Source organism: Enterobacter sp. SORGH_AS_0287 (assembly GCF_031453695.1).
Taxonomy (GTDB): domain Bacteria; phylum Pseudomonadota; class Gammaproteobacteria; order Enterobacterales; family Enterobacteriaceae; genus Enterobacter; species Enterobacter ludwigii.
Window position 1 is genome coordinate 351,421 of the sequence record NZ_JAVIZW010000001.1, and the last position, 24,885, is coordinate 376,305.

Consider the following 24,885-nt stretch of genomic DNA (forward strand, 5'->3'; position numbering starts at 1 on the left):
AAGAGACGCGGAGTGTACGACGCTTGTCAGAAAATAAACAGGTACTGCGGTCAATTTCGCCACGAAAAATCAAAATGCCATTTCAATTAACAGTCGCGGGCTGAACTTAGCTGAAACTGACTTGCTGAACGTCAGCAAGATTCAGCTGAGCGAAGAAGAAATGTGCTGTATCTCTAAATTCTGCATCGCCATTTGTAACTTTTCTTGCAAGGTTAAGCAGAAAGCGCAAGACTTTTTGAAACGTTTCAGCGCTATCTTGTTTTAACAAACGGAGCAGGCTAGCGCATTTTTTCTCATTTAAGCTGAAACGATTCAAGTTCAGCAGGAGAGGAGAACCATGTTCCAGTTATCTGTTCAGGATATCCACCCGGGCGCTCAGGCCGGGAACAAAGAAGAGGCCATTCGCCAGGTTGCCGCTGCCCTTGTGCAGGCGGGTAATGTCGCGGACGGCTACGTTAACGGCATGCTGGCGCGCGAGCAGCAGACCTCCACTTTCCTCGGCAATGGCATCGCCATTCCGCACGGTACAACGGACACCCGCGATCAGGTGCTGAAAACCGGCGTTCAGGTTTATCAGTTCCCTCAGGGTGTGGTGTGGGGCGACGGTCAGGTTGCTTACGTGGCAATCGGTATCGCTGCCAGCAGCGACGAGCACCTGGGCCTGCTGCGTCAGCTGACGCATGTGCTGAGCGATGATTCGGTGGCTGAACAGCTGAAGTCCGCGACGACGGCGGAAGAGCTGCGCGCGTTGCTGATGGGCGAAAAACAGAGTGAAGCGCTGAAACTGGATAATGAAACATTGACCCTGGATGTTGTGGCGAGCGATCTGGTCACGCTGCAGGCGCTGAACGCAGGCCGTCTGAAAGAAGCCGGTGCGGTAGACGCGTCCTTTATCACGCGCGTTATCAATGAGAAACCGCTGAACCTGGGACAAGGTATCTGGCTGAACGACAGTGCTGAAGGCAACCTGCGCAGCGCTATCGCGGTGAGCCGCGCGGCCAACGCGTTTGACGTTGAGGGCGCGCACGCGGCGATGCTGGTCACCGTCGCGATGACCGATGAACAGCCTGTTTCCGCGCTAAAACGTCTTGGCGATCTGCTGCTGAATGACAAGGCTGAAAAACTGCTGAACGCTGACGCAAGCACGCTACTGGCGCTGCTGACCAGCGATGATGTGCTGACTGATGACGTGCTGACCGCTGAGTTTGTAGTGCGTAACGAGCACGGCCTGCATGCCCGTCCTGGCACCATGCTGGTGAATACCATTAAACAATTCGAAAGTGAGATTACCGTGACTAACCTTGATGGCACGGGCAAACCGGCCAACGGCCGTAGCCTGATGAAAGTTGTCGCGCTGGGCGTGAAGAAAGGTCACCGTCTGCGCTTTACCGCACAGGGTGCTGATGCTGAACAGGCGCTGAAAGCGATTGGCGACGCCATCGCGGCAGGTCTGGGGGAGGGCGCATAATGAGCAGACGTGTTGCGACTATTACGCTGAACCCGGCATATGACCTGGTGGGGTTTTGCCCGGAGATTGAGCGCGGCGAAGTAAACCTCGTGCGTACCACTGGCCTGCATGCTGCAGGTAAAGGGATTAACGTCGCGAAAGTGCTCAAGGATCTCGGTATCGATGTCACCGTGGGCGGATTCCTCGGTAAAGATAACCAGGATGGTTTCCAGCAGCTGTTCAGCGAGCTGGGGATTGCTAACCGTTTTCAGGTTGTTCAGGGCCGTACCCGTATCAACGTCAAGCTGACGGAGAAAGACGGCGAAGTGACCGATCTGAACTTCTCAGGCTTCGAGGTGACTCCGTCAGACTGGGAGCGCTTCGTGAACGACTCTCTGACCTGGCTTGGTCAGTTCGACATGGTCTGCGTCAGCGGCAGCCTGCCGTCCGGCGTGAGCCCGGAAGCGTTCACCGACTGGATGACGCGTCTGCGAAGCCAGTGCCCATGCATTATTTTTGACAGCAGCCGTGACGCGCTGGTCGCCGGCCTGAAAGCCTCGCCGTGGCTGGTGAAGCCGAATCGCCGCGAACTGGAGATCTGGGCTGGCCGTAAGCTGCCAGAATTAAAAGATGTGATTGACGCTGCCCATGCGCTGCGCGAGCAGGGTATCGCTCACGTGGTTATCTCTCTTGGTGCAGAAGGGGCGCTGTGGGTTAACGCTTCTGGCGAATGGATCGCCAAACCGCCATCGGTTGACGTTGTCAGCACCGTTGGCGCAGGGGATTCAATGGTTGGCGGTCTGATTTATGGCCTGCTGATGCGTGAATCCAGTGAACATACTTTACGTCTTGCCACCGCCGTTGCTGCCCTGGCCGTTAGCCAGAGCAATGTCGGTATTACCGATCGTACCCAGTTAGCCGCGATGATGGCGCGCGTTGACTTAAAACCTTTTAACTAACAGCAGGAGAGGAATAATGAAAACGCTGCTGATCATTGACTCCGGTCTCGGACAGGCTCGCGCCTATATGGCGAAGACCTTGCTGGGAGCGGCGGCGAACAAAGCACATCTTGAGATGACGGATAACCCGGGCGACGCCGAAATGGTGGTTGTTCTGGGTGATAAAATTCCCGCTGACAGTGCGCTGAATGGCAAAAAAGTGTGGCTGGGCGATATCAATCGCGCGGTGGCACACCCGGAACTGTTCCTGAGCGAAGCGAAAGGTCATGCGTCTGTTTACAGCGCACCGGTCGCGGCGCCGGTTGCCGCGTCCGGACCAAAACGTATTGTGGCGATCACGGCCTGCCCGACGGGCGTGGCTCATACCTTTATGGCGGCTGAAGCCATTGAAACCGAAGCGAAAAAACGCGGCTGGTGGGTAAAAGTTGAAACACGTGGATCCGTTGGTGCGGGCAACGCAATCACCCCAGAAGAGGTGGCTGAGGCCGATCTGGTGATGGTTGCGGCTGACATCGAAGTGGACCTGGCGAAATTTGCCGGTAAGCCGATGTACCGCACGTCAACGGGCCTGGCGCTGAAAAAGACCGCTCAGGAGTTTGATAAAGCGCTGGTGGAAGCGAAGCCGTATCAGGCAACGGGATCCACGCAAACTGCGACGGAAGGTAAGAAAGAGTCAGCTGGCGCCTATCGCCATCTGCTGACCGGTGTGTCTTATATGCTGCCGATGGTGGTGGCGGGCGGTCTGTGTATTGCCCTCTCGTTTGCGTTTGGTATTACCGCGTTTAAAGAAGAAGGCACGCTGGCTGCTGCCCTGATGCAGATTGGTGGTGGTTCCGCGTTTGCCCTGATGGTGCCGGTGCTGGCAGGCTTTATCGCCTTCTCCATCGCTGACCGTCCGGGCCTGACGCCGGGTCTTATCGGCGGTATGCTGGCGGTGAGCACCGGTTCTGGCTTTATCGGCGGTATCATTGCCGGTTTCCTGGCGGGTTACGTTGCGAAGCTTATCAGCTCGAAGCTGAAACTGCCGCAGAGTATGGAAGCGCTGAAACCGATCCTGATCATCCCGTTGATTTCCAGCCTGGTGGTGGGCCTGGCGATGATTTACCTCATCGGTAAACCTGTAGCGGGTATCCTGGCGGGTCTGACCCACTGGCTGCAAACCATGGGTACCGCGAATGCGGTACTGCTGGGAGCTATTCTCGGTGGCATGATGTGTACCGACATGGGTGGCCCGGTGAACAAAGCAGCATACGCATTCGGTGTTGGCCTGCTGAGTACCCAGACCTACGCGCCAATGGCAGCGATTATGGCGGCCGGTATGGTGCCACCATTGGCTCTTGGCCTGGCAACCATCATTGCACGTCGTAAGTTCGACAAAGCGCAGCAGGAAGGGGGGAAAGCCGCCCTGGTACTTGGCCTGTGCTTTATCACCGAAGGGGCAATTCCGTTCGCTGCGCGTGACCCAATGCGCGTGCTGCCATGCTGTATCGTGGGGGGCGCGGTAACCGGTGCTATCTCCATGGCGGTTGGCGCGAAACTGATGGCACCACATGGCGGTCTGTTCGTGCTGCTGATCCCAGGTGCAATCACGCCAGTGCTGGGTTATCTGCTGGCGATTGTGGCCGGTACGCTGGTGGCAGGTCTCTCTTACGCGGTGCTGAAACGTCCGGAAGCGGAAGGGGTCGCGAAAGCGGCGTAAGCGGTAAAACAATAAAAAAGCCGGGTGCTTATGCGACCCGGCTTTTTTTATGCCGCCTGTTCAGCGGTTTGCTGTGCCTTCAGCCAGGCAATCTCTTCTGCCCAGATGTCCGGATTAATGGTTTCCAGCACCATCGGGATACCGTCGAAACGGGCATCCTGCATAATAAAGCGAAACGCATCGTGGCCGATATTGCCTTCACCGAGGCTGTGATGGCGGTCCACGCGGCTGCCAAACGCGCTTTTCGCATCGTTCAAGTGCATTCCGCGCAGATACTTGAAGCCCACAATGCGTTCAAACTCATCGAAGGTCTTTTTCGTCTCATCAAGCGTTCGCAGATCGTAACCCGCGGCAAAGGCATGGCAGGTATCAATACATACGCCCACGCGGGATTTATCCTCCACGCCGTCAATAATGGCCGCCAGATGTTCGAACTTAAAGCCGAGGTTACTGCCCTGGCCGGCGGTGTTCTCGATGACCGCCGTCACGCCCTGGGTTTTATCCAGCGTGATGTTAATGGATTCGGCAATGCGCGCCAGACAGGCATCTTCGTCAATCTGCATCAGATGACTTCCCGGATGGAAGTTCAACAGCGTCAGTCCAAGCTGCTCGCAGCGCTGCACTTCATCAAGAAAAGCCTCGCGGGATTTCTCCAGCGCCTCCTGCACGGGATGGCCGAGGTTAATGAGATAGCTGTCGTGGGGAAGGATTTGACCCGGCCCGTAGTGGTATTTCTCACAGGCGGCTTTGAAATCATCAATCACTTCAGAGGTGAGCGGGGCGGCGCGCCACTGGCGCTGGTTCTTGGTGAACAGGGCAAAAGCGGTCGCCTCAATTTCGGCGGCGCGAATGGCGGCATTCGCAAGGCCACCTGCAGCGCTGACGTGCGCTCCAACATATTTCATAAAGGGACTCCTGTTAACCCGAAATACGTATGATAGCGGGTTAACAGGAGAAGGATGAAGTGGTTTATGCCATCAGGCTATGTACCGCGAGGTTAATCGCACCGCCGCCAACGATCAGCCAGATGAAGAGTACCAGCGCCATCAGCAGCGGTTTTGCACCTGCTTTTTTCAGCGCGCTCACGTGTGTTGTGACCCCGAGCGCCGCCATCGCCATCGCCAGCAGGACGGTATCAAGCGTGACCAGCATATCCACCACGGCTTTCGGCAGCAGGTGGAAGGAGTTAAATACCGCCACCACGATGAAAAGAATCGCAAACCACGGAATGGTGATTTTACTCTTCTGGCTACTGCCTGCCGGCGCGAGTTGTTTTACGCGAGCGGCCAGGATAATCAGGAACGGAGCCAGCATCATCACGCGCAGCATTTTGGCAATGACCGCGGCATTTTCCGCATCCGGATTAATGGCGTGACCCGCCGCCACCACCTGAGCCACTTCATGCATGGTTGAACCAATATAAATGCCGTAGGTCTCCGGGCTAAACCAGTGCGCAACCAGCGGGTACATGGCCGGGTAGAGGAAAATCGCCAGCGTACCGAAAATAACCACGGTCGCGACGGCAACCGTCACTTTGCTGGATTCTGCCTTAACGACAGGTTCGGTTGCCAGTACCGCGGCGGCCCCGCAGATGCTGCTGCCGGCACCAATCAGCCAGCTGGTTTGTTTATCCAGCCCAAACACTTTCTGGCCGATAAAGCAGGCCAGTAAAAAGGTGCTGGTCAGGGTCAGGACGTCAATAGCGATCCCGCTGACGCCGACATCCGCAATCTGTGAAAAGGTCAGGCGGAAGCCGTAAAGGATAATCCCGAGGCGCAGCAGATGCTGTTTGGCGAAAATAACCCCGCCATCACAGGACTTCCAGATATGGGGGTAAACGGTATTTCCCACCACCATGCCGAGCAATATTGCCAGCGTTAAGGCACTAAAACCTGCCCCGGCGATGGCCGGAATGCTGCCGCCCCATAACGCTACGCCAGTTATCACCGCGCTGAGCGCAAGACCCGGCACGAAGTGCCACAATGTACGTTGATGCTGTAAGGTGTGTTCTGACATAACCTTCTCCTTTATCTGGCTAAAAGGTTACGGCGTTGTGGCTTAAAAATAAAATTGATTATATACTTATAATCAATCTATATAAGTGGTAAGTGACCATGCACATTACGTTGCGTCAGCTGGAAGTTTTTGCCGAAGTGCTGAAAAGCGGGTCGACGACGCAGGCCTCGCAAATGCTGGCGCTGTCCCAGTCCGCGGTTAGCGCGGCCCTGACCGATCTGGAAGGGCAACTGGGGGTTCAGCTTTTCGACAGAGTGGGGAAACGGCTGGTCGTCAATGAACATGGCCGCCTGCTGTACCCGCGCGCGCTGGCACTGCTGGAGCAGGCGACTGAAATCGAACAATTGTTCCGCGAAGAGAACGGGGCCATCCGCGTTTACGCCAGCAGTACGATCGGCAATTACATTCTGCCGGAAGTGATTGCCCGCTATCGCCGGGATTTCCCGACCCTGCCGCTGGAGATGAGCGTTGGCAATAGCCAGGATGTCATCAATGCGGTGATCGATTTCCGCGTGGACATCGGTTTGATTGAAGGGCCGTGTCACAACGTCGATATCATTGCTGAACCCTGGCTGGAAGATGAGCTGGTGGTGTTCGCCTCGCCAGCCTCTTCTTTATTACAGGGTGAAGTAACGCTGGAACGGCTGGCTCAGACGCAGTGGATCCTCCGGGAACAGGGCTCCGGTACGCGTGAAATTGTCGATTACCTGCTGCTCTCCCACCTGCCGCATTTCCGGCTGAGTATGGAGCTGGGCAACTCGGAAGCCATCAAACACGCGGTCCGTCATGGGCTGGGCATCAGCTGTCTCTCCCGGCGGGTGATTGCTGAACAGCTTGAGGCCGGCACGCTGGTCGAAATACCGCTCCCGTTACCTAAACTGGTGCGCACGTTGTGGTGCATTCATCATCGTCAGAAACACCTTTCCAGCTCGCTGCAGCGTTTTCTGCGCTATTGCGACATGTAAACCCGGCAATGCGGATCCTCTCTCCGTTGGGAGAGGGGAGATGCAGATGCGTGCTTTACTTATAATCCTGGCCGAGTCATGAAGCTCTCTTATAACTGAGCATTTCTGCCGGAAGGAACGCGTATCGTCTGCTACAATCGCGCCTCATTTGTTGAAGGGACAGCATTTTCACATGGTTTCAGAAATTAAAACCACAGAAGCGCCCGCGCTACGTCGCGAACTTAAGGCGCGTCACCTGACGATGATCGCTATCGGCGGTTCAATCGGTACAGGTCTTTTTGTTGCCTCTGGCGCAACAATTTCGGCAGCCGGCCCGGGTGGGGCACTTTTCTCTTATATCCTGATTGGCCTGATGGTGTACTTCCTGATGACCAGTCTGGGCGAACTGGCGGCGTACATGCCGGTATCCGGTTCGTTTTCGACCTACGGTCAAAAATACGTTGAAGAAGGCTTCGGCTTCGCGCTGGGCTGGAACTACTGGTACAACTGGGCTGTTACTATCGCCGTTGACCTGGTCGCCGCACAGCTGGTGATGAACTGGTGGTTCCCGGACACGCCAGGCTGGATCTGGAGTGCGCTGTTCCTGGCGGTGATCTTCCTGCTCAACTACATCTCCGTGCGTGGTTTTGGCGAAGCGGAATACTGGTTCTCTTTGATCAAAGTGGCAACCGTCATCATCTTTATCGTCGTCGGTGTGGCGATGATCGTTGGTATTTTCAAAGGCGCTCAACCTGCAGGATGGAGTAACTGGAGCATTGGCGATGCGCCATTTGCGGGTGGATTCTCGGCCATGATTGGCGTGGCGATGATTGTCGGCTTCTCCTTCCAGGGAACCGAGCTGATCGGGATTGCTGCCGGTGAATCCGAGAACCCGGAGAAGAACATTCCACGCGCGGTGCGTCAGGTATTCTGGCGTATCCTGCTGTTCTATGTGTTTGCGATTTTGATTATCAGCCTGATCATTCCTTACACCGATCCAAGCCTGCTGCGCAATGATGTGAAAGACATCAGCGTTAGCCCGTTCACGCTGGTCTTCCAGCATGCCGGTCTGCTCTCCGCCGCGGCGGTGATGAACGCCGTTATCCTGACCGCCGTGCTCTCAGCGGGTAACTCCGGCATGTATGCGTCTACCCGTATGCTCTATACCCTGGCATGCGACGGCAAAGCGCCACGCATCTTTTCTAAGCTGTCCCGTGGCGGCGTACCGCGTAACGCCCTGTATGCCACAACGGTGATTGCCGGTCTGTGCTTCCTGACCTCCATGTTTGGCAACCAGACGGTGTACCTGTGGCTGCTCAATACGTCCGGTATGACGGGCTTTATCGCCTGGCTCGGGATTGCTATCAGCCACTATCGCTTCCGTCGCGGTTACGTTATGCAAGGTCATGACATCAATGACCTGCCGTATCGCTCAGGGTTCTTCCCGCTGGGGCCTATTTTCGCCTTCATTCTGTGCCTGATTATTACGCTGGGACAGAACTATGAAGCGTTCCTTGCGGACCGTATCGACTGGGGTGGTGTAACGGCGACCTACATCGGTATTCCGCTGTTCCTGATAATCTGGTTTGGTTACAAACTGACGAAGGGGACGCGCTTTGTTCGCTACAGTGAAATGGAATTTCCGGGACGCGTAAAACAATAACCGCACTTCCTCTCTTTAGCCCGCTCGGTTGAGCGGGCTTTTTTATTGGCGATCAGAAGCTGTAGGTCATGCCGACAGTGTAACGGCGGCCATCAAGTACGGTATCGTAAGTCTCGTAATCAATCTGTTTATCCAGCACGTTATACACGCCTGCGGTTACCAGCAGGTTCTTGTTGGCGTTATAACGCAGACCCACATCAACCTGCGTGTAAGACGGTGTGCCCTGTGACATTGAGGTTCGGCTGAGATACTCAGAAGATTTGCCGCGGAAGTTCAGGCGGCTCCAGAAGCCCACATCCTGCGTGGCCTGCCAGTCCAGCGTGGTGTTGAACATATGCTTAGGCATTTTATTTAGTGGCTTACCGGAGAACTGACCGCTCTTCTGCTCGGATTCGGTATAGGTGTAATTAGCCGTCCAGTTAACATCCTGGGTGATTTTCCAGCCGAAAGTGGATTCCACACCGCGCATGTTGGCTTTGTCGACGTTGACCCGGTCGCTGACAAAATCGTAGGCATGACCGCCAATCGTACAGGCAGGGTCGGCACTGCTGTTACAGCGACGTACTTCAGTGATTTTGTTTTTGAAGTCGGTATTGAACAGCGTAACGCCGGCGTTAAGACTGTCATTGTTATCCCAGAGCAGGGCGATCTCTTCGCTCAGGCTCTTCTCCGGCTTGAGGTCCGGGTTACCCACGATCATGCCATCCAGCCGACCGCCGCCCGTTGCCTGACCCCAGCTGGCGGAGGACTGACGCAGATCCGGTGCACGGTAGCCGGCAGAAACGCCCCCTTTTAACGTCCACTGTTCTGCAAGGTGCCACACCCCATAACCGCGAGGCGTCCAGTTGGTGCCATAGTTCTGGTCTTTATCCATACGCAGACCACCGGTCGCCGTGAAGCTGTCGGTCATCGCCCACTCATCTTCAGCAAACAGCGCCCAGCTCCAGCGCGTCAGTTTGTTGAGCCCGTCCGCCGCCTCAAGCTGGTTACCGTTGTCACGCAGCTTCTCATAGCGATACTGGCCACCGAGGGTCAGGGTATGGTCGCCGAGGAAGATCTGGTTCTGGTTGTTGAAAGTGGTGTTATACGAACGCATTTTGCGAACCGGGTTATTGGTCTCTTCCTGCTGGATGTAGCTGGAAGTGTTGAAGTCGCTGTAGTAACCGCTGTGGGTAAGGGAATAGGTCGTATGTTCGTAGCGGGTTTCGCTTTTGCTGTTTGGCGTGCAGGTTGCCCCGCGGCAGGTTTCAGTCGCTTTCGATTTGCCCGGCGTGCTGTTTCGGTCCTGAAGTTCGCGGGCAAAATCGAGGTCAAAATCGTTCTGCTCGTCCGGGGTAAAGTTCAGCGTGATCCCGCCGTTACGCATTTTCTGCTCATTGAAACCGTTCAGGATCTGATCTTCCGCGCGACGTGAGAGCAGGCCTGTCACTTTTGCACCGAGCAGTCCGTCAATTAACGGGCCGGAAGCGTAGGCGTTGGTCTGGAAGATATCCCCGGAATCATGGTTCTCCTGGAACGTGGCATCGCCGTGTAACGATCCGGTCCAGGCTTTGGTATTCGAGACTTTTTTGGTAATGATGTTGATTACGCCGCCCATTGCATCTGAGCCATAGAGCGATGACATGGGCCCGCGGATCACTTCGATGCGCTCGATAGACTCCAGCGGCGGTAGCCAGCCTTGCTCAATGCCCGAGTTATCGCTGTTCGGGCGCGTGCTGCGTGTGCTGACGCGCTTGCCATTGACCAGGAACAAGGTGTATTGGGACGCCATGCCGCGAATGCTGATATCGCTGCTGCTTCCGCCGCCCGTGACGACGACGCCCGGGACATCTTTTAGCGCATCGGTCACATCGCGGTAAGCCTTGTCTTCAATCTGCTGCTTTGAAATGACGGAGATAGAGGCTGGGGCATTCTGGATTTTTTGCTCAAAACCCGTGGCGGTCACCACCACGGTATCCGGGTCGGCTGCGTGAGCAAGAGGGGAGAGCATGGCGGCGCTGATGGCAACAGCCAGTAACGTAACGCGTGGTATTGTCATTTGAACATTCCATATCAAAAAGAAAAACACTCCATCGGGTAACCCTGAGAACTGTATGTATTTGTCTTGTAAGAACTCTTTGTGATGGAGAAGAGCCTGGAATTGTACAAAAGAATGTGAAATTGTAAACACAAATGATAATCGAAATCATTTGTGTTTTGATGTTGATCGAAGAAACAGGCTTTTATTCAAAGGGATAGGGTTTTGAGGCCCGGCAGACGGAGCGCCACCGGGCAAGAAGGGAGGAACTTACTTAAACAGATGCGCCGCATGGAAGCGGAGATGATCTTCAATAAATGACGCCATAAAGTAATAGCTGTGGTCATACCCTGGCTGGATACGCAGCGTCAGCGGCCAGTCCTTCTGGCGTGCCGCTTCGGCCAGCACCGCAGGTTGTAGCTGACCGGCGAGGAACTGATCCGCATCGCCCTGATCGATCAGCGTCGGGATGGCGTCCCCCGTGTTGCTGGCCAGCATCAGCACACAGCTGTCCCACGCCTGCCATTTATCCGTATCACTGCCGAGATAATGGGTGAAGGCTTTCTGACCCCATGGCACCTGGGTGGGGTTCACAATCGGAGCAAATGCCGACACGCTGGTGTATTTTCCCGGATTTTTCAGCGCCATTATCAACGCGCCGTGTCCACCCATGGAGTGTCCGCTAATGGCGCAGCGGTCGCTTACCTCAAATTCGACCTGAACCAGCGCAGGCAGTTCGTCACGAATGTAATCATACATGCGGTAATGACGTGCCCAGGGCTGCTCTGTCGCGTTCAGGTAGAATCCGGCGCCTTTGCCCAGATCGTACCCGGCATCATCGGCGACATCATCGCCACGCGGGCTGGTATCAGGCATGACCAGCACAATCCCCAGTTCAGCCGCAATACGCTGCGCGCCCGCTTTGGTGGTGAAGTTTTCGTCGGTACAGGTTAAACCGGACAGCCAGAACAGCACGGGTGGCTTTATGCCCGTTTCAGTTGGCGGCAAAAAAATGCTGAACGTCATGGCACAGTTCAGTACGCTGGAGTCGTGCCGCCAGCGCTGCTGTCGACCTTCAAAACAACGATGCTCTTCGAGCAGTTCCATGCAGGGCTCCTTAATACGAATTGCTATTTACTCGGCCCATAATACAGAGTTTTCATTTACCTGTGAGCAACTTTCACTTTCGCAGGACGGTAAGATGCGGCATCATAAATTAACTTTTCTTTAACAATTGGAGCGGTCATGGCGCTGCGTATCGCGCTCAGTGGGTTTGTGGTTCTGGTGGTAGCGATGGGGATAGGGCGCTTTGCTTTTACCCCTCAGGTGCCGCTAATGATTGCCGCGCGGGCAACTCACGCTCACCAGCGCGGGCCTGGTGGCGGCGATGAACTATCTGGGCTATCTGGTGGGAGCATGGGATGCAATGCGTGCGCACCGCTTCGTTGAAACACGCCTCTGGTTGGGTATTTTTGGTGCGGTTGCGCTGACGCTGCTTTCCGCTGCGGCCGATAACGCTGTGGTACATGGCCTGCTGCGCTTTGTGATTGGCTGCATGAGTGGCTGGTCGATGGTGCTGATTGCCGCCTGGACCAACGAGCGGCTGGGACAACTGGGGAAACCGGGTCTCAGTGCCGCGGTATTTGCCGGGCCAGGTGCAGGTATTGCGCTCAGCGGGCTGCTCGCCGTCTATATCCAGGCTAAGGCGCTCTCCGCCGGTGCAGCATGGCAAATCTACGGCGTGCTGGCACTGGTGCTTATCGCGCTGGTGGCCCGGTATCTGCCGCGTGCGGGTCAACTTCACCGGCCGGGCAGCGCACCGGAACCGCTCGTCCTGACGAAGAATTTAAAGCGCCTGGTCTGGAGCTACAGCCTGGCTGGCTTTGGCTATATCCTTCCGGCGACCTTTTTATCGCAAATGGCGGCCGTGCGTTTTCCCGGCAGTCTGTTTGCCCAGTTTGTCTGGCCGATATTTGGTATTGCCGCCGTGGGGGGCATTGCGCTCAGCATCGTTTTACGCCACACCTCAACCTCAAACCGCAGGCTGGCTATCGTATTATGGTTGCAGGGAGCCGGTGTACTGGCAGCCTGGCTGCTGCCGGGGATCGGCGGGTTACTGACCGGCGGCTTGCTCGTTGGGGGCGGGTTCTTGTGTGCCGTTCAGCTCTCTTTACTTTATGGGCGCGAGCTGGCACCAGATCACACGCGCTACATGGCGGGACTGCTTACTACCGGTTATGCCATCGGTCAGTTGATTGGCCCGGTAACGTCGGCGTTGTCGACGTGGCTCACGCACCGACTGGAGCCTGCGCTGGGGCTGGCGGGCGTCGCGCTGTTCATCGGCGGCGCACTGGTCTGGGATCGTCAGGCCGAAAGGCAACAGCAATTGCAATAATTATCGTCGTGAATACTGGATTATGTGCGCCGCCTCACGCACAATGAGCGCAAACTTTTGCCACAACGAGGGCAAAAGACGCCACACCTGCAGGAGAAAAGAATGCCATCACTCAGTAAAGAAGCAGCCCTGGTTCACGAAGCTCTGGTTGCGCGTGGTCTTGAAACGCCACTGCGTCCACCCGTTCAGGAACTGGACAATGAAACCCGTAAGCATCTGATTGCTGGGCATATGACCGAGATCATGCAACTGCTGAATCTCGATCTGAGCGACGACAGTCTGATGGAGACGCCGCACCGTATCGCAAAAATGTACGTTGACGAAATTTTCTCCGGCCTGGATTACGCCAATTTCCCGAAAATCACCGTCATTGAAAACAAGATGAAGGTGGATGAGATGGTAACGGTACGTGATATCACGTTAACCAGTACCTGCGAACACCACTTCGTGACCATCGACGGTAAAGCGACCGTGGCTTATATTCCTAAAGATACGGTGATTGGTCTGTCGAAGATCAACCGCATCGTGCAGTTCTTTGCTCAGCGTCCACAGGTGCAGGAGCGTCTGACGCAGCAGATCCTGACCGCGCTGCAAACGCTGCTGGGCACCAATAACGTGGCAGTATCTATCGACGCCGTTCACTACTGTGTGAAAGCGCGCGGCGTGCGTGATGCCACCAGTGCGACCACCACGACGTCGCTGGGCGGTCTGTTTAAATCCAGCCAGAACACCCGCCAGGAGTTTCTGCGCGCCGTGCGTCACCACAACTAATCTGACAGGGCAGGCTACATGGAGCGAAACGTCACGCTCGATTTTGTTCGAGGCGTCGCCATTCTCGGTATCCTGCTGCTTAACATCAGTGCCTTCGGCTTGCCGAAGGCGGCGTATCTCAATCCTGCGTGGTATGGCGACATCACCCGCAGCGATGCCTGGACGTGGGCCCTCCTCGATCTCTTTGCCCAGGTCAAATTCCTCACCCTGTTTGCCCTGCTGTTTGGCGCGGGCCTGCAGCTACTGCTCAGGCGCGGCACGCGCTGGATCCAGTCGCGTCTGACGTTGCTGGTGATCCTCGGCTTTATTCACGGGCTGTTCTTTTGGGATGGCGACATTCTTCTCGCCTATGGCTTAGTCGGGCTGATTTGCTGGCGGCTCATTCGCGATGCGCACAGCGTAAAAAGCCTGTTTAACACGGGTGTGATGCTTTACGTCATGGGCCTTGGCGTGCTGTTACTGCTGGGGATGATCTCCGGTGATGCGGCAAACCGTTCATGGATCCCCGATGCCGCCAACCTTCAGTACGAGCAGTACTGGAAGCTGAAAGGAGGCACGGAAGCGATAAGCAACCGTGCGGATATGCTTGGCGATAACCTGCTGGCGCTGGGGGCGCAGTATGGCTGGCAGCTGGCAGGGATGATGCTGATGGGGGCATCACTGATGCGCACCGGCTGGCTGAAAGGGGAGTTTTCCCTTCGCCACTATCGCCTGACGGGAGCCGGGTTAATTCTTCTCGGCGTGCTGATTAATCTGCCGGCCGTGATCATGCAGTGGCATCTGCACTGGAACTACCGCTGGTGTGCGTTTCTGCTTCAGGTCCCGCGCGAGCTGAGTGCGCCCTTCCAGACGATTGGCTATGCGGCACTCATTTACGGCTTCTGGCCACAAATGTGTCGCGCATGGATTGTCAGTGCCATTGCCTGCGTAGGCCGTATGGCCCTCAGCAATTACATTCTGCAGACGCTGATATGCACCACGCTTTTCTATCGGTTTGGCCTGTTTATGAAATTCGACCGGCTTTCGCTGCTGGCGTTTGTTATCCCGGTCTGGATGGTTAACCTGGCGTTTTCTGTTCTCTGGCTACGTTATTTCCGCCAGGGGCCGCTGGAGTGGGTGTGGCGTCAGTTAACCGCACATGCTTCAGGGATATCATTGAGAAATACATCCAGATAACGATCTGGATCACAATCATTAACAAAACGGATGTAAACGTTTTCATCTGTGTGAGCTTCTTCACGTAGTCCCCTTTCTCTCGCTGCCAAAATAGCCACCTTGCTAAACACAGGGGGTGTCTGTGAGTTGCTGCAATCCTTTGAAGGATGGTGAATATGATCACCATTCGTGACGTCGCCCGTCAGGCGGGTGTTTCCGTGGCTACCGTCTCACGCGTGCTGAACAACAGCGCGCTGGTCAGCCCTGACACCCGCGAAACCGTAATGAAAGCCGTGACCCAGTTGGGTTATCGCCCTAATGCCAATGCGCAGGCGCTTGCCACGCAGGTCAGCGATACCATTGGCGTGGTGGTGATGGATGTCTCTGATGCCTTTTTCGGTGCGCTGGTTAAAGCGGTAGACGTTGTCGCTCAGCAGCATCAGAAATACGTGCTGATTGGCAACAGCTATCACGAGGCTGAAAAAGAGCGTCATGCGATTGAAGTGCTGATCCGCCAGCGTTGTAACGCACTGATTGTGCACTCAAAAGCCTTAAGCGATGACGAGATTTCCGGGTTTATGGAGCAAATCCCGGGCATGGTGCTGATCAACCGTATTGTGCCAGGGTATGCCCACCGCTGCGTCGGGCTGGATAACGTCAGCGGGGCGATGATGGCCACCAAAATGCTCATCAACAACGGGCATCAGCGGATCGGTTTTCTGGCCTCCAGCCATCATATTGAAGATGATGAGCTGCGGCGCGAAGGCTGGCAAAACGCCCTTAAAGAACAGGGTATTACGCCGTCTGAAAGCTGGGTTGGAACCGGAACGCCGGATATGCAGGGCGGGGAGGCGGCGATGGTGGAGTTACTGGGCCGTAATCTGCAGTTGTCTGCCGTGTTTGCCTATAACGATAACATGGCGGCCGGGGCGCTGACTGCGCTGAAGGATAACGGCATTGCGGTGCCACAGCATTTATCGTTGATTGGTTTTGATGATATTCCCATTGCCCGTTACACCGACCCGCAGCTGACCACCGTGCGTTACCCCATTGCCTCTATGGCCAAACTGGCCACTGAGCTGGCGTTACAGGGGGCGGCAGGGCTGCTGGATCCGGGCGCAACACACTGTTTCATGCCGACTTTAGTGCGTCGACATTCTGTCGCTGCCCGGCAAATTGTGGTTCCGATCACTAACTGATTACATCAGCTGATGTAACCGTTTTCAATCTGTGAGTAAATTCACAGTATCTTAACAAGGCGCTGACTATGATGTCAGCGTTTTAGGGGCTGAAACGCTATGTAACAGTGATTAATCACTTTCACCATAGCCAATGTGCCGCAAACAACGAATAAAACGCATTTCTGGAGCGTTACCGAACACGGAAGATAGAAATTTTATAAGTGAACTTCGGCTGTCAGTAACGTTTTATTAACACCTGCCTGCCGATCGTTATTCACAAGAACTACCCTGCATAAAAAAAACCGGAGATACCATGAATAAGAAGGTGTTGACCCTGTCTGCTGTAATGGCAAGCATGCTTTTTGGTGCAGCAGCTCACGCTGCGGATACCCGTATTGGTGTGACCATCTATAAATACGACGACAACTTCATGTCTGTTGTCCGTAAAGCTATCGAGAAAGATGCTAAAGCAGCGCCAGATGTTCAGCTGCTGATGAATGACTCCCAGAACGACCAGTCCAAACAGAACGACCAGATCGACGTTCTGCTGGCAAAAGGCGTGAAGGCACTGGCCATCAACCTGGTTGACCCCGCTGCGGCAGGCACGGTCATTGAAAAAGCGCGCGGCCAGAATGTGCCGATTGTCTTCTTCAACAAAGAACCTTCCCGTAAAGCGCTGGACAGCTATGACAAAGCGTTTTACGTCGGTACTGACTCCAAAGAGTCCGGCATTATTCAGGGCGATCTGATCGCTAAACACTGGGCGGCGAACCCGAACTGGGACCTGAACAAAGACGGCCAGATCCAGTTCGTGCTGCTGAAAGGCGAACCAGGCCATCCGGATGCTGAAGCCCGTACCACTTACGTTATCAAAGAGCTGAATGATAAGGGTCTGAAAACCCAGCAGCTGGCATTAGATACCGCGATGTGGGATACCGCTCAGGCGAAAGATAAGATGGACGCGTGGCTGTCCGGCCCGAATGCTAACAAAATCGAAGTGGTGATTGCCAACAACGATGCGATGGCTATGGGTGCGGTAGAAGCGCTGAAAGCGCACAACAAATCAGCCATTCCTGTGTTCGGTGTGGATGCACTGCCAGAAGCTCTGGCCCTGGTGAAATCCGGTGCAATGGCCGGGACCGTGCTGAACGATGCCAACAACCAAGCGAAAGCAACCTTCGATCTGGCGAAAAACCTGGCCGATGGCAAAGGTGCGGCAGACGGTACGACCTGGAAAATTGAAAACAAAATCGTTCGCGTACCTTACGTTGGCGTAGACCAGTCCAACCTGGCTGAGTTTATCGGTAAATAAGTTATTTGAATTGTCTTCACTGGGCGCAACTTGTTGCGCCCTTTTATAACGCGATATGCGAGGCCAACAAGGTATAATTATGGTCAGCACAAATACTCAGTCATCTGGTGAATACTTGTTGGAAATGAGCGCTATCAACAAGTCATTTCCCGGGGTTAAGGCACTCGATAATGTTAATTTAAAAGTTCGTCCTCACTCTATTCACGCATTAATGGGGGAGAACGGCGCAGGTAAATCAACATTATTAAAATGTCTTTTTGGGATCTATCAAAAAGATTCTGGCAGCATTCTTTTTCAGGGGAAAGAGATCGATTTCCATTCAGCAAAAGAAGCACTGGAAAACGGTATCTCAATGGTTCACCAGGAATTAAACCTGGTGCTGCAGCGTTCTGTTATGGATAACATGTGGTTGGGCCGTTATCCGACCAAAGGTGTCTTTGTCGATCAGGATAAAATGTATCGCGACACCAAAGCGATTTTCGATGAACTGGATATTGATATCGATCCGCGCGCCCGCGTGGGAACGTTATCCGTGTCCCAAATGCAGATGATCGAAATTGCCAAAGCGTTCTCCTATGATGCGAAAATCGTCATCATGGACGAACCGACATCGTCATTAACGGAAAAAGAGGTTAACCACCTTTTTACCATTATTCGTAAGCTCAAAGACCGCGGCTGCGGCATTGTTTATATCTCTCACAAAATGGAAGAGATCTTCCAACTGTGTGATGAGATTACCATCCTGCGCGATGGCCAGTGGATTGCCACCCAGCCTCTCGAAGGGCTGGATATGGACAAGATCATCGCCATGATGGTGGGGCGCTCTCTGAACCAGCGCTTCCCGGACAAAGAGAACAAGCCGGGTGAAGTGATCCTTGAGGTTCGCAATCTCACCTCGCTGCGTCAACCGTCTATTCGCGACGTCTCTTTTGACCTGCATAAGGGCGAAATTCTCGGTATCGCAGGTCTGGTTGGGGCAAAACGTACTGATATTGTCGAAACCCTGTTCGGTATTCGTGAGAAAGCCGCGGGCACTATCACGCTGCACGGTAAGAAAATCAATAACCACAGCGCTAACGAAGCCATTAATAATGGTTTTGCGCTGGTCACGGAAGAGCGTCGTTCGACCGGTATTTATGCGTATCTGGATATTAACTTTAACTCGTTAATTTCCAATATTCGCAACTATAAAAACAAAGTCGGGCTGCTGGATAACTCCCGCATGAAGAGCGATACCCAGTGGGTGATTGACTCCATGCGCGTCAAAACGCCAGGTCACCGCACGCAAATTGGTTCGCTGTCAGGCGGTAACCAGCAGAAGGTCATTATTGGCCGTTGGTTATTAACCCAGCCAGAAATCCTGATGCTGGATGAACCGACCCGCGGTATTGACGTCGGCGCGAAGTTTGAGATTTATCAGCTGATTGCCGAGCTGGCGAAAAAGAATAAAGGGATCATTATTATTTCTTCCGAAATGCCGGAATTGTTAGGGATCACAGATCGTATTCTGGTTATGAGCAATGGTCTCGTTGCCGGTATTGTTGACACCAAAACGACAACGCAAAACGAAATTTTGCGTCTTGCGTCTTTGCACCTTTAAGATCAGGGGCTCCTCATGAGTGCGTTAAATAAAAAAAGTTTTCTCACTTACCTGAAAGAAGGCGGTATTTACGTTGTTCTTTTAGTACTGCTGGCTATCATCATTTTCCAGGACCCTACGTTCTTAAGCCTGTTGAACCTCAGTAACATCCTGACCCAGTCCTCCGTGCGCATTATTATCGCGCTGGGCGTGGCGGGACTTATCGTGACGCAGGGGACTGACCTGTCAGCGGGACGTCAGGTTGGCCTCGCGGCGGTTATCGCGGCAACGCTGCTGCAGTCGATGGAAAACGCCAATAAGGTGTTCCCGGAAATGGCGACCATGCCCATTTTCGTGGTGATCCTGATTGTCTGTGCGATCGGCGCAGTGATTGGTCTGATTAACGGCATCATTATCGCTTACCTGAACGTGACGCCATTTATCACCACCTTAGGTACGATGATCATCGTTTACGGTATCAACTCCCTGTACTACGACTTCGTGGGGGCGTCGCCAATCTCTGGCTTCGACAGCGGGTTCTCGACCTTTACGCAAGGGTTTATCGCGCTGGGCAGTTTCCGCCTGTCGTACATTACCTTCTACGCCCTGATTGCCGTCGCTTTTGTCTGGATCCTGTGGAACAAAACCCGCTTCGGTAAAAACATCTTCGCTATCGGCGGTAACCCGGAAGCGGCGAAAGTGTCCGGCGTCAACGTTGCCCTGAACCTGCTGATGATCTATGCCCTGTCAGGTGTGTTCTACGCCTTTGGTGGGATGCTGGAAGCGGGCCGTATCGGCTCTGCAACGAACAACCTGGGCTTCATGTACGAACTGGATGCGATCGCAGCCTGTGTGGTCGGCGGCGTCTCCTTTAGCGGCGGCGTGGGTACCGTGTTCGGCGTGGTAACCGGTGTCATCATCTTTACCGTAATCAACTACGGTCTGACCTACATCGGTGTGAACCCGTACTGGCAGTACATCATCAAAGGCGGCATCATCATCTTTGCGGTCGCCCTGGATTCACTCAAATACGCGCGTAAAAAATAATCGCCTCTGGCATTACCTGGCCCGCTCATCGAGCGGGCTTTTTTGTGCTTCACGCCAGACTCGACTCCTCCCGGGTGACAATGCTCTCGAACCAGTCGAGTTCGGAGAGTTTGCAGGCAACCCACTGTTGAGAAAAAGCCTCTCCCAGGCTGTCGGTAAGATACTGACAGCGTGCAAATGTCTCGATCGCCTCCTGCTGAAACAGCGGCAGATCCGGCCCGTCCTGCTGAGGTTCAGGTAAATCCTGCTCGTCAAAATTTTCCAGCCCGTACAGCATTCCGCTCAGAAGCGTTGCCGCCACCAGATACGGGTTGGCATCAGCCCCGGCCAGCCGGTACTCAATACGCCGGTTATGGTCATCAGAGCAGGGAATACGCAGCGCGGCGGAGCGGGTGTTATAGCCCCAGGAGTTAAATAGCGGTTCCGTGAGGTTTTTACGCAGGCGGCGGAATGCGTTAACGCCAGGGGCGAGAATGGCGATGGATGCGGGCATCAGCGCCAGCTGGCCAGCGATGCAGAGGCGCATCATGCTGTTCAGCGCTTCCACCGGAGACGCGAATACGTTTTCGCCATGAATATCGTTCAGGCTGAAATGGAAGTGCAAACCGCTGCCGGACTGCTGGCTGAACGGTTTGGCCATAAAGTTGGCCTGCAGACCCTGTTTCTCCGCAACGTAGCGGGTCAGGCGTCGCAGGGCCAGCACATTATCGCAGACTTCAACGACGCGATGGCTATGCTTCAGGTTTAACTCAAACTGGCCGGATTCGGCTTCGGCCACGATCCCTGTCAGGGGGATACGCTGCAGGTGCGCCAGCTGCTCCAGCTCGTCAAACAGTGCCGCGTGTGCCGTTGAGGTATCCATATGAAAGCAGCCCTGATTTTGTGGATCCTGCGTGCCGCGTCCGGTCAGATAAAACTCAATTTCCGGGGCAATCACCGGGAAGAGCCCGTGCTGATGGAAACGAGCCAGAACGTTTTGCAATATCACCCTTGGCTCGAGCGGGCACGGTTTGCCGTCGCTCTCTTTCATGGTCAGCAGGATCTGCGCGTTATGCTGAGGGTCTTGCGAACAGGGGCGCAGGGAACCGCCGACGGGAACGCAGAGCCGGTCGGGCTCATCATCAAGCGGGGCGGCTATTTTGCCTTTTTGGTCCATGGAGTAGACGGAGAGGGGGAAGTAACAGCCTTTTTCCAGATTCAGCATGCTTTCCACCGAGAGCCGCTTGCCGCGCATAATACCATTGATATCGTTCAGGTAAACGTCAATATGTTTTGTCTGCGGGTAACGTTCCAGGTAATCCGCCACTTCCAGCGAGACGTTGTGCTGCATGGCATCAAGTTTGTCATCAAGCCAGAGGCCAGCGTTGAGCGCCGTCGGGAGTGATAAACCCGGGAAGTTAAAATAGGGGCGGATATTTTTCAGGAAAAACGCATTCATTATTGAGTTCATAGTCATTCTTCAATGAAGCCGTAGCGGCAGTGAACTCAGCTTAAAAGGGGCGGCGTAAAGGCGGGATAAAAAGCGTTACGCCCGGTATAAAGAAAGTATAAAGGCCGAGGCTATTTTTTCTCTTTTTTCTGCATATCAAGCAGTTGTTCTGGCGTGACGGCCGGGTAGCCCTGCGCATCTTCCGGCACTTCATGCATTGCCGGAATGGGTACCAGCGGACCTAAAAAGCGCGGTTCACGTTTGAAGATGTACAGATCGGCCAGAGCGCCAAAACGCGCGCCAAACTCACGTACGCGGACGCTCAGCATATCTTTAGGCGACGGCACGGCGTAGCACTGCGCCTGAATACCCATATGCAGTGCGATAAACAGCGCGCGTTCGCAGTGGAAGCGTTGGGTGATGATGATGAAATCGTTGGTATCGAACACCTTGCGCGTACGCACGATGGAATCCAGAGTGCGGAACCCGGCGTAGTCGAGCACGATATCGGCCGGATCGACGCCAGCGGCAATCAGGTCTTTGCGCATGGTGACCGGTTCGTTATAGCTTTGCAGCGCATTATCGCCGCTCAGCAGCAGGTAATTCACTTTGCCGCTGTTATACGCGTTCAGCGCGCCCTGAATGCGGTAACGGTAATACTGATTAATCACCCCGGTGCGGTAATACTTGGCGGTACCCAGCACAACGCCGACCTGACGATAGGGCAGGTCCTGCAGGTCGTCAAAGATATACGGAGCCGTTTTCCAGCTCATCCAGCGATCAAGACCCAGCACGATCAACAGCAGTATGCCGACCAGGACAGACAGGCTGTAAAAAGCGCGCTTTAACATGCAGATGGCTCGTACCGAAGGTGAAATTTAACTCAGGCTACTTTACCCGCCTGGTTAGCGCAAGAAACAGCGAATCAACTGAGGGGTTTTTCAGCAAAGCGGCGGGCATTTCTGCCCGCCGGAGGCATTACGCAAGCAAAACACGGTCAATAGTTGAGCAGCCGAGCGCTTTCAGCGTTGCGGCGGTGGCATCCCACTGGATTAACGGCGCGTCGGCTTTCTCTGCCAGAATAGCGCGCTGAATGTCCGGGTAGTCATAGCCATTGAGGCTCAGCAAATTCAGGGCGCCCTGAAGCGGTGGCAGCGTCGGGTTAAAGGCGGCGTTTTCGGCATAGCTTCCGGTGAAGATGCGACCATCACGACACTGCAGCGCCACACCGCTTGGGGAGTGACTGTATGGCGTGTGGCTCTTGTTCGCCGCACGAATCGCGGCTTCGCTCAGCGCATCGCCGGAAAGGGCAAAACCGTGATCCTGTTCATCCATCAGCAGCGTTTTGATGTCGAGATCTTTCGGACCAAACGCGTCAGGCAGGTAATCCCCGAGGGTATGCGGCGCACGGCCTGGCAGATTGATGCGTAACTCCAGCCCGCTGTTCAGCTCGTTCATGAACTGGCGGCAGTGGCCGCAAGGGGTGTAGTTAACGGTAATGGCGCTCAGCGCTTGTTCACCGCGCAGCCAGGCGTGGCTGATGGCGCTTTGTTCCGCGTGAACGGTCTGCTGCATGGTCGCGCCCAGGAACTCCATGTTGCCACCGAAGTACCAGGTTCCACTTACGCCGCGTGCAATCGCACCGACGTTGAAATGAGAGAGATCGGCGCGGGCGCAGGCTGCCGCCAGCGGCAGCAGCGCGAAGGCCAGCGCGTCGTCGTCCAGCCCTGTGGCTTCTTTCAGTGCCGTGACGTGTTCAGCCGTCAGCAGGGCCGGGAAATGCTCATCCGCCAGAATCGGGGCCAGAGCTGATTGCACATTCTCTGCAAGCTGGGCGAAAGCAGCTTGAAAACGTGGATGCATGGCGTTTGCCTCATGAAGGTTAATGGATCGGTAGTTTACGGAGCCGCTGGGGCTTTATATGTGATCCACTTCTCATTATGTATGCAACTTATGAAAACAAAATGAAATTTGCGCGACGCATCGCAAATTTTAACCCATGACGGCCACAATCAGCGGGAAAATAAACGGTGCGAGCAGGGAGGTGATAATCCCGCAGATCACCAGTGCGAGTGAGCTAAACGCCCCTTCCTGATAATCCAGTTCAGCGCAGCGCGCGGTGCCCAGGGCGTGCGACGCGGTACCCATCGCCAGACCTCGTGCCGCTTTGGTGTGGATACGCATCACATTCAGCAGGGTATGTCCAAAGACCGCGCCGAGGATCCCCACGAATATCACACACATGGCGCTGATGGCCGGAATCCCCCCCAGGCTGCCGCCCACGGCCATCGCAATAGGCGTGGTGACCGACTTAGGCAGAATAGAGGCTGCAATTTGCGGGGACGCGCCCATCAGCAGCGCCACCGAGGTGCCGGTGATCATCGCCACCAGGCTCCCGACAAAACAGATGGTAATGATGGATTTCCAGCGGGCGCGGATCTGGTGCAATTGCTCATATAAAGGAAAGGCCAGCGCCACCACGGCGGGCTGCAGAAGGTCGTTCAAAATTTTGCTGCCGGCAAAGTAGCGTTCATAAGGAATGCCGGTGAGAAGCAGAAACGGGATAATCACCACCATCGCCACCAGCAGCGGATTAAGTAACGGCATTTTGAAACGTGCGGCGAGTTTGCGTGCGGCGAAGAACACTGCCAGCGTTAACGGCAGCGACCACCAGATATTGGCCATCATTGTTTTGTTCCTTTCTGCCCAACCACTTTACGTTCGCCATGCACCAGATGCGAACTCCAGCTTACTACCAGGAAAACCACCAGCGTACTGACCGCGCAGGAGACCACAATGGGTCCGAACTGCGCCTGGAGCAAATCAAAATACTGCATAACCCCGACGCCGATAGGCACGAACAGCAGCGCCATATAGCGAATAAGGACAAAGCAGCCAGGGTTAACCCATCTGGCAGGCAGAATTTGCAATGCCAGCAAAACAAAGAGGATCAACATTCCAATGATGCTGCCGGGAATGGTAATGGGAAGCAGGGATGCGATAAAGATTCCGGCATACAGGCAGGCGTAAATCAGAACGAATGCGCGAAGATATTGCCAGATAATGTTCAATGATTTTCTCATGGTGAAAGTCCTTGATGAAACGCATTCATCATACAATTAAACCTAAAAATGTGCCACGGATCACATCATGAATTTTGAGCATACCAGACATTCCGAAATGGAACGTCTGGTATAACCTCACCGGGTTAACCGCCGGGCTTTCCTCATGCCGGGAGAGCGGCTACTATAGCGCGTCTTTTTTCACAGGT

Annotated in this window: 20 protein-coding genes and 1 pseudogene; 12 read left to right on the forward strand and 9 right to left on the reverse strand. The window is 54.7% G+C overall.

What is annotated here, in order from left to right:
* The first annotated feature begins 337 nt into the window (after positions 1–337).
* From fruB to fruA, 3 genes are read left to right on the forward strand one after another with little or no spacing between them, the layout of a single operon-like run.
* A complete protein-coding gene (fruB, locus tag QE396_RS01615) occupies positions 338–1,468 on the forward strand; it encodes a fused PTS fructose transporter subunit IIA/HPr protein (protein WP_014170920.1) in 1,131 nt (376 codons plus the stop codon).
* Positions 1,468–2,406 (forward strand): 1-phosphofructokinase, encoded by a 939-nt coding sequence (fruK, locus tag QE396_RS01620; RefSeq protein ID WP_014170919.1) that lies wholly within the window; start codon positions 1,468–1,470, stop codon positions 2,404–2,406. Before fruB ends, fruK begins: the two co-directional genes overlap by 1 nt.
* A 16-nt stretch (positions 2,407–2,422) precedes the next feature.
* Positions 2,423–4,105, forward strand: a complete 1,683-nt coding sequence (gene fruA, locus QE396_RS01625; protein ID WP_020883188.1) for a PTS fructose transporter subunit IIBC — start codon at positions 2,423–2,425, stop codon at positions 4,103–4,105.
* A gap of 47 nt (positions 4,106–4,152) precedes the next feature.
* On the opposite strand, the gene nfo is transcribed toward fruA, so the two are convergent.
* Positions 4,153–5,010 carry a deoxyribonuclease IV gene (gene nfo, locus QE396_RS01630; protein ID WP_014170917.1) on the reverse strand — a complete coding sequence of 286 codons (858 nt, stop codon included), beginning with the start codon at positions 5,008–5,010 and terminating at the stop codon, positions 4,153–4,155.
* Positions 5,011–5,074: 64 nt separating this feature from the next.
* A complete protein-coding gene (locus QE396_RS01635) occupies positions 5,075–6,121 on the reverse strand; it encodes a YeiH family protein (protein WP_020883189.1) in 1,047 nt (348 codons plus the stop codon).
* 98 nt (positions 6,122–6,219) lie between these two features.
* Here QE396_RS01635 and yieE point away from each other — a divergent pair, with 98 nt between their 5' ends.
* A complete protein-coding gene (yieE, locus tag QE396_RS01640; RefSeq protein ID WP_020883190.1) occupies positions 6,220–7,086 on the forward strand; it encodes a DNA-binding transcriptional regulator YeiE in 867 nt (288 codons plus the stop codon).
* 172 nt (positions 7,087–7,258) lie between these two features.
* Positions 7,259–8,728, forward strand: coding sequence for an amino acid permease (locus QE396_RS01645; protein WP_020883191.1), 1,470 nt, complete (start codon positions 7,259–7,261; stop codon positions 8,726–8,728).
* A 52-nt stretch (positions 8,729–8,780) separates the two neighbouring features.
* Here the strand turns inward: QE396_RS01645 and QE396_RS01650 are convergent, their stop codons facing one another.
* Together QE396_RS01650 and fghA are read right to left on the reverse strand one after the other, a co-directional pair.
* On the reverse strand, positions 8,781–10,766 hold the full coding sequence (locus QE396_RS01650; RefSeq protein WP_020883192.1) for a ligand-gated channel protein: 1,986 nt from the start codon (positions 10,764–10,766) through the stop codon (positions 8,781–8,783).
* A 249-nt stretch (positions 10,767–11,015) separates the two neighbouring features.
* On the reverse strand, positions 11,016–11,852 hold the full coding sequence (fghA, locus tag QE396_RS01655) for an S-formylglutathione hydrolase (RefSeq protein ID WP_309949727.1): 837 nt from the start codon (positions 11,850–11,852) through the stop codon (positions 11,016–11,018).
* Between the two features lie 138 nt (positions 11,853–11,990).
* Between fghA and QE396_RS01660 the strand changes: the two are divergent.
* The 7 genes and pseudogenes from QE396_RS01660 to mglC all read left to right on the forward strand — a co-directional run bounded on the left by QE396_RS01660 (position 11,991) and on the right by mglC (position 20,185).
* A pseudogene (locus tag QE396_RS01660) lies at positions 11,991–13,140 on the forward strand (YbfB/YjiJ family MFS transporter).
* A gap of 102 nt (positions 13,141–13,242) precedes the next feature.
* Complete coding sequence (gene folE, locus QE396_RS01665; protein ID WP_020883194.1) at positions 13,243–13,911, forward strand: GTP cyclohydrolase I FolE; 669 nt, start codon at positions 13,243–13,245, stop codon at positions 13,909–13,911.
* Between the two features lie 18 nt (positions 13,912–13,929).
* Entirely contained in the window at positions 13,930–15,087 is a 1,158-nt protein-coding gene (gene yeiB, locus QE396_RS01670; protein WP_309949731.1) for a DUF418 domain-containing protein YeiB, read from the forward strand.
* Positions 15,088–15,242: 155 nt separating this feature from the next.
* Positions 15,243–16,265, forward strand: a complete 1,023-nt coding sequence (galS, locus tag QE396_RS01675) for an HTH-type transcriptional regulator GalS (RefSeq protein ID WP_020883196.1) — start codon at positions 15,243–15,245, stop codon at positions 16,263–16,265.
* 295 nt (positions 16,266–16,560) lie between these two features.
* On the forward strand, positions 16,561–17,559 hold the full coding sequence (mglB, locus tag QE396_RS01680) for a galactose/glucose ABC transporter substrate-binding protein MglB (protein ID WP_014170907.1): 999 nt from the start codon (positions 16,561–16,563) through the stop codon (positions 17,557–17,559).
* A gap of 79 nt (positions 17,560–17,638) precedes the next feature.
* Positions 17,639–19,159, forward strand: coding sequence for a galactose/methyl galactoside ABC transporter ATP-binding protein MglA (gene mglA / locus QE396_RS01685; RefSeq protein WP_020883197.1), 1,521 nt, complete (start codon positions 17,639–17,641; stop codon positions 19,157–19,159).
* Between the two features lie 15 nt (positions 19,160–19,174).
* Entirely contained in the window at positions 19,175–20,185 is a 1,011-nt protein-coding gene (mglC, locus tag QE396_RS01690) for a galactose/methyl galactoside ABC transporter permease MglC (protein ID WP_014170905.1), read from the forward strand.
* 49 nt (positions 20,186–20,234) lie between these two features.
* Here mglC and QE396_RS01695 read toward each other — a convergent pair whose 3' ends face one another.
* The 5 genes from QE396_RS01695 to QE396_RS01715 form a co-directional block, all read right to left on the reverse strand.
* Positions 20,235–21,623 carry a glutamine synthetase family protein gene (locus QE396_RS01695; RefSeq protein WP_052686770.1) on the reverse strand — a complete coding sequence of 463 codons (1,389 nt, stop codon included), beginning with the start codon at positions 21,621–21,623 and terminating at the stop codon, positions 20,235–20,237.
* Between the two features lie 122 nt (positions 21,624–21,745).
* Positions 21,746–22,465: an outer membrane permeability protein SanA gene (sanA, locus tag QE396_RS01700; RefSeq protein ID WP_014170903.1), complete on the reverse strand. Its 720-nt coding sequence runs from the start codon at positions 22,463–22,465 to the stop codon at positions 21,746–21,748.
* A 127-nt stretch (positions 22,466–22,592) separates the two neighbouring features.
* Entirely contained in the window at positions 22,593–23,477 is an 885-nt protein-coding gene (gene cdd, locus QE396_RS01705; protein ID WP_020883200.1) for a cytidine deaminase, read from the reverse strand.
* A gap of 129 nt (positions 23,478–23,606) precedes the next feature.
* On the reverse strand, positions 23,607–24,302 hold the full coding sequence (locus QE396_RS01710; RefSeq protein ID WP_020883201.1) for a CidB/LrgB family autolysis modulator: 696 nt from the start codon (positions 24,300–24,302) through the stop codon (positions 23,607–23,609).
* Positions 24,299–24,697 carry a CidA/LrgA family protein gene (locus QE396_RS01715; RefSeq protein ID WP_020883202.1) on the reverse strand — a complete coding sequence of 133 codons (399 nt, stop codon included), beginning with the start codon at positions 24,695–24,697 and terminating at the stop codon, positions 24,299–24,301. Before QE396_RS01715 ends, QE396_RS01710 begins: the two co-directional genes overlap by 4 nt.
* Positions 24,698–24,885: the final 188 nt, after the last annotated feature.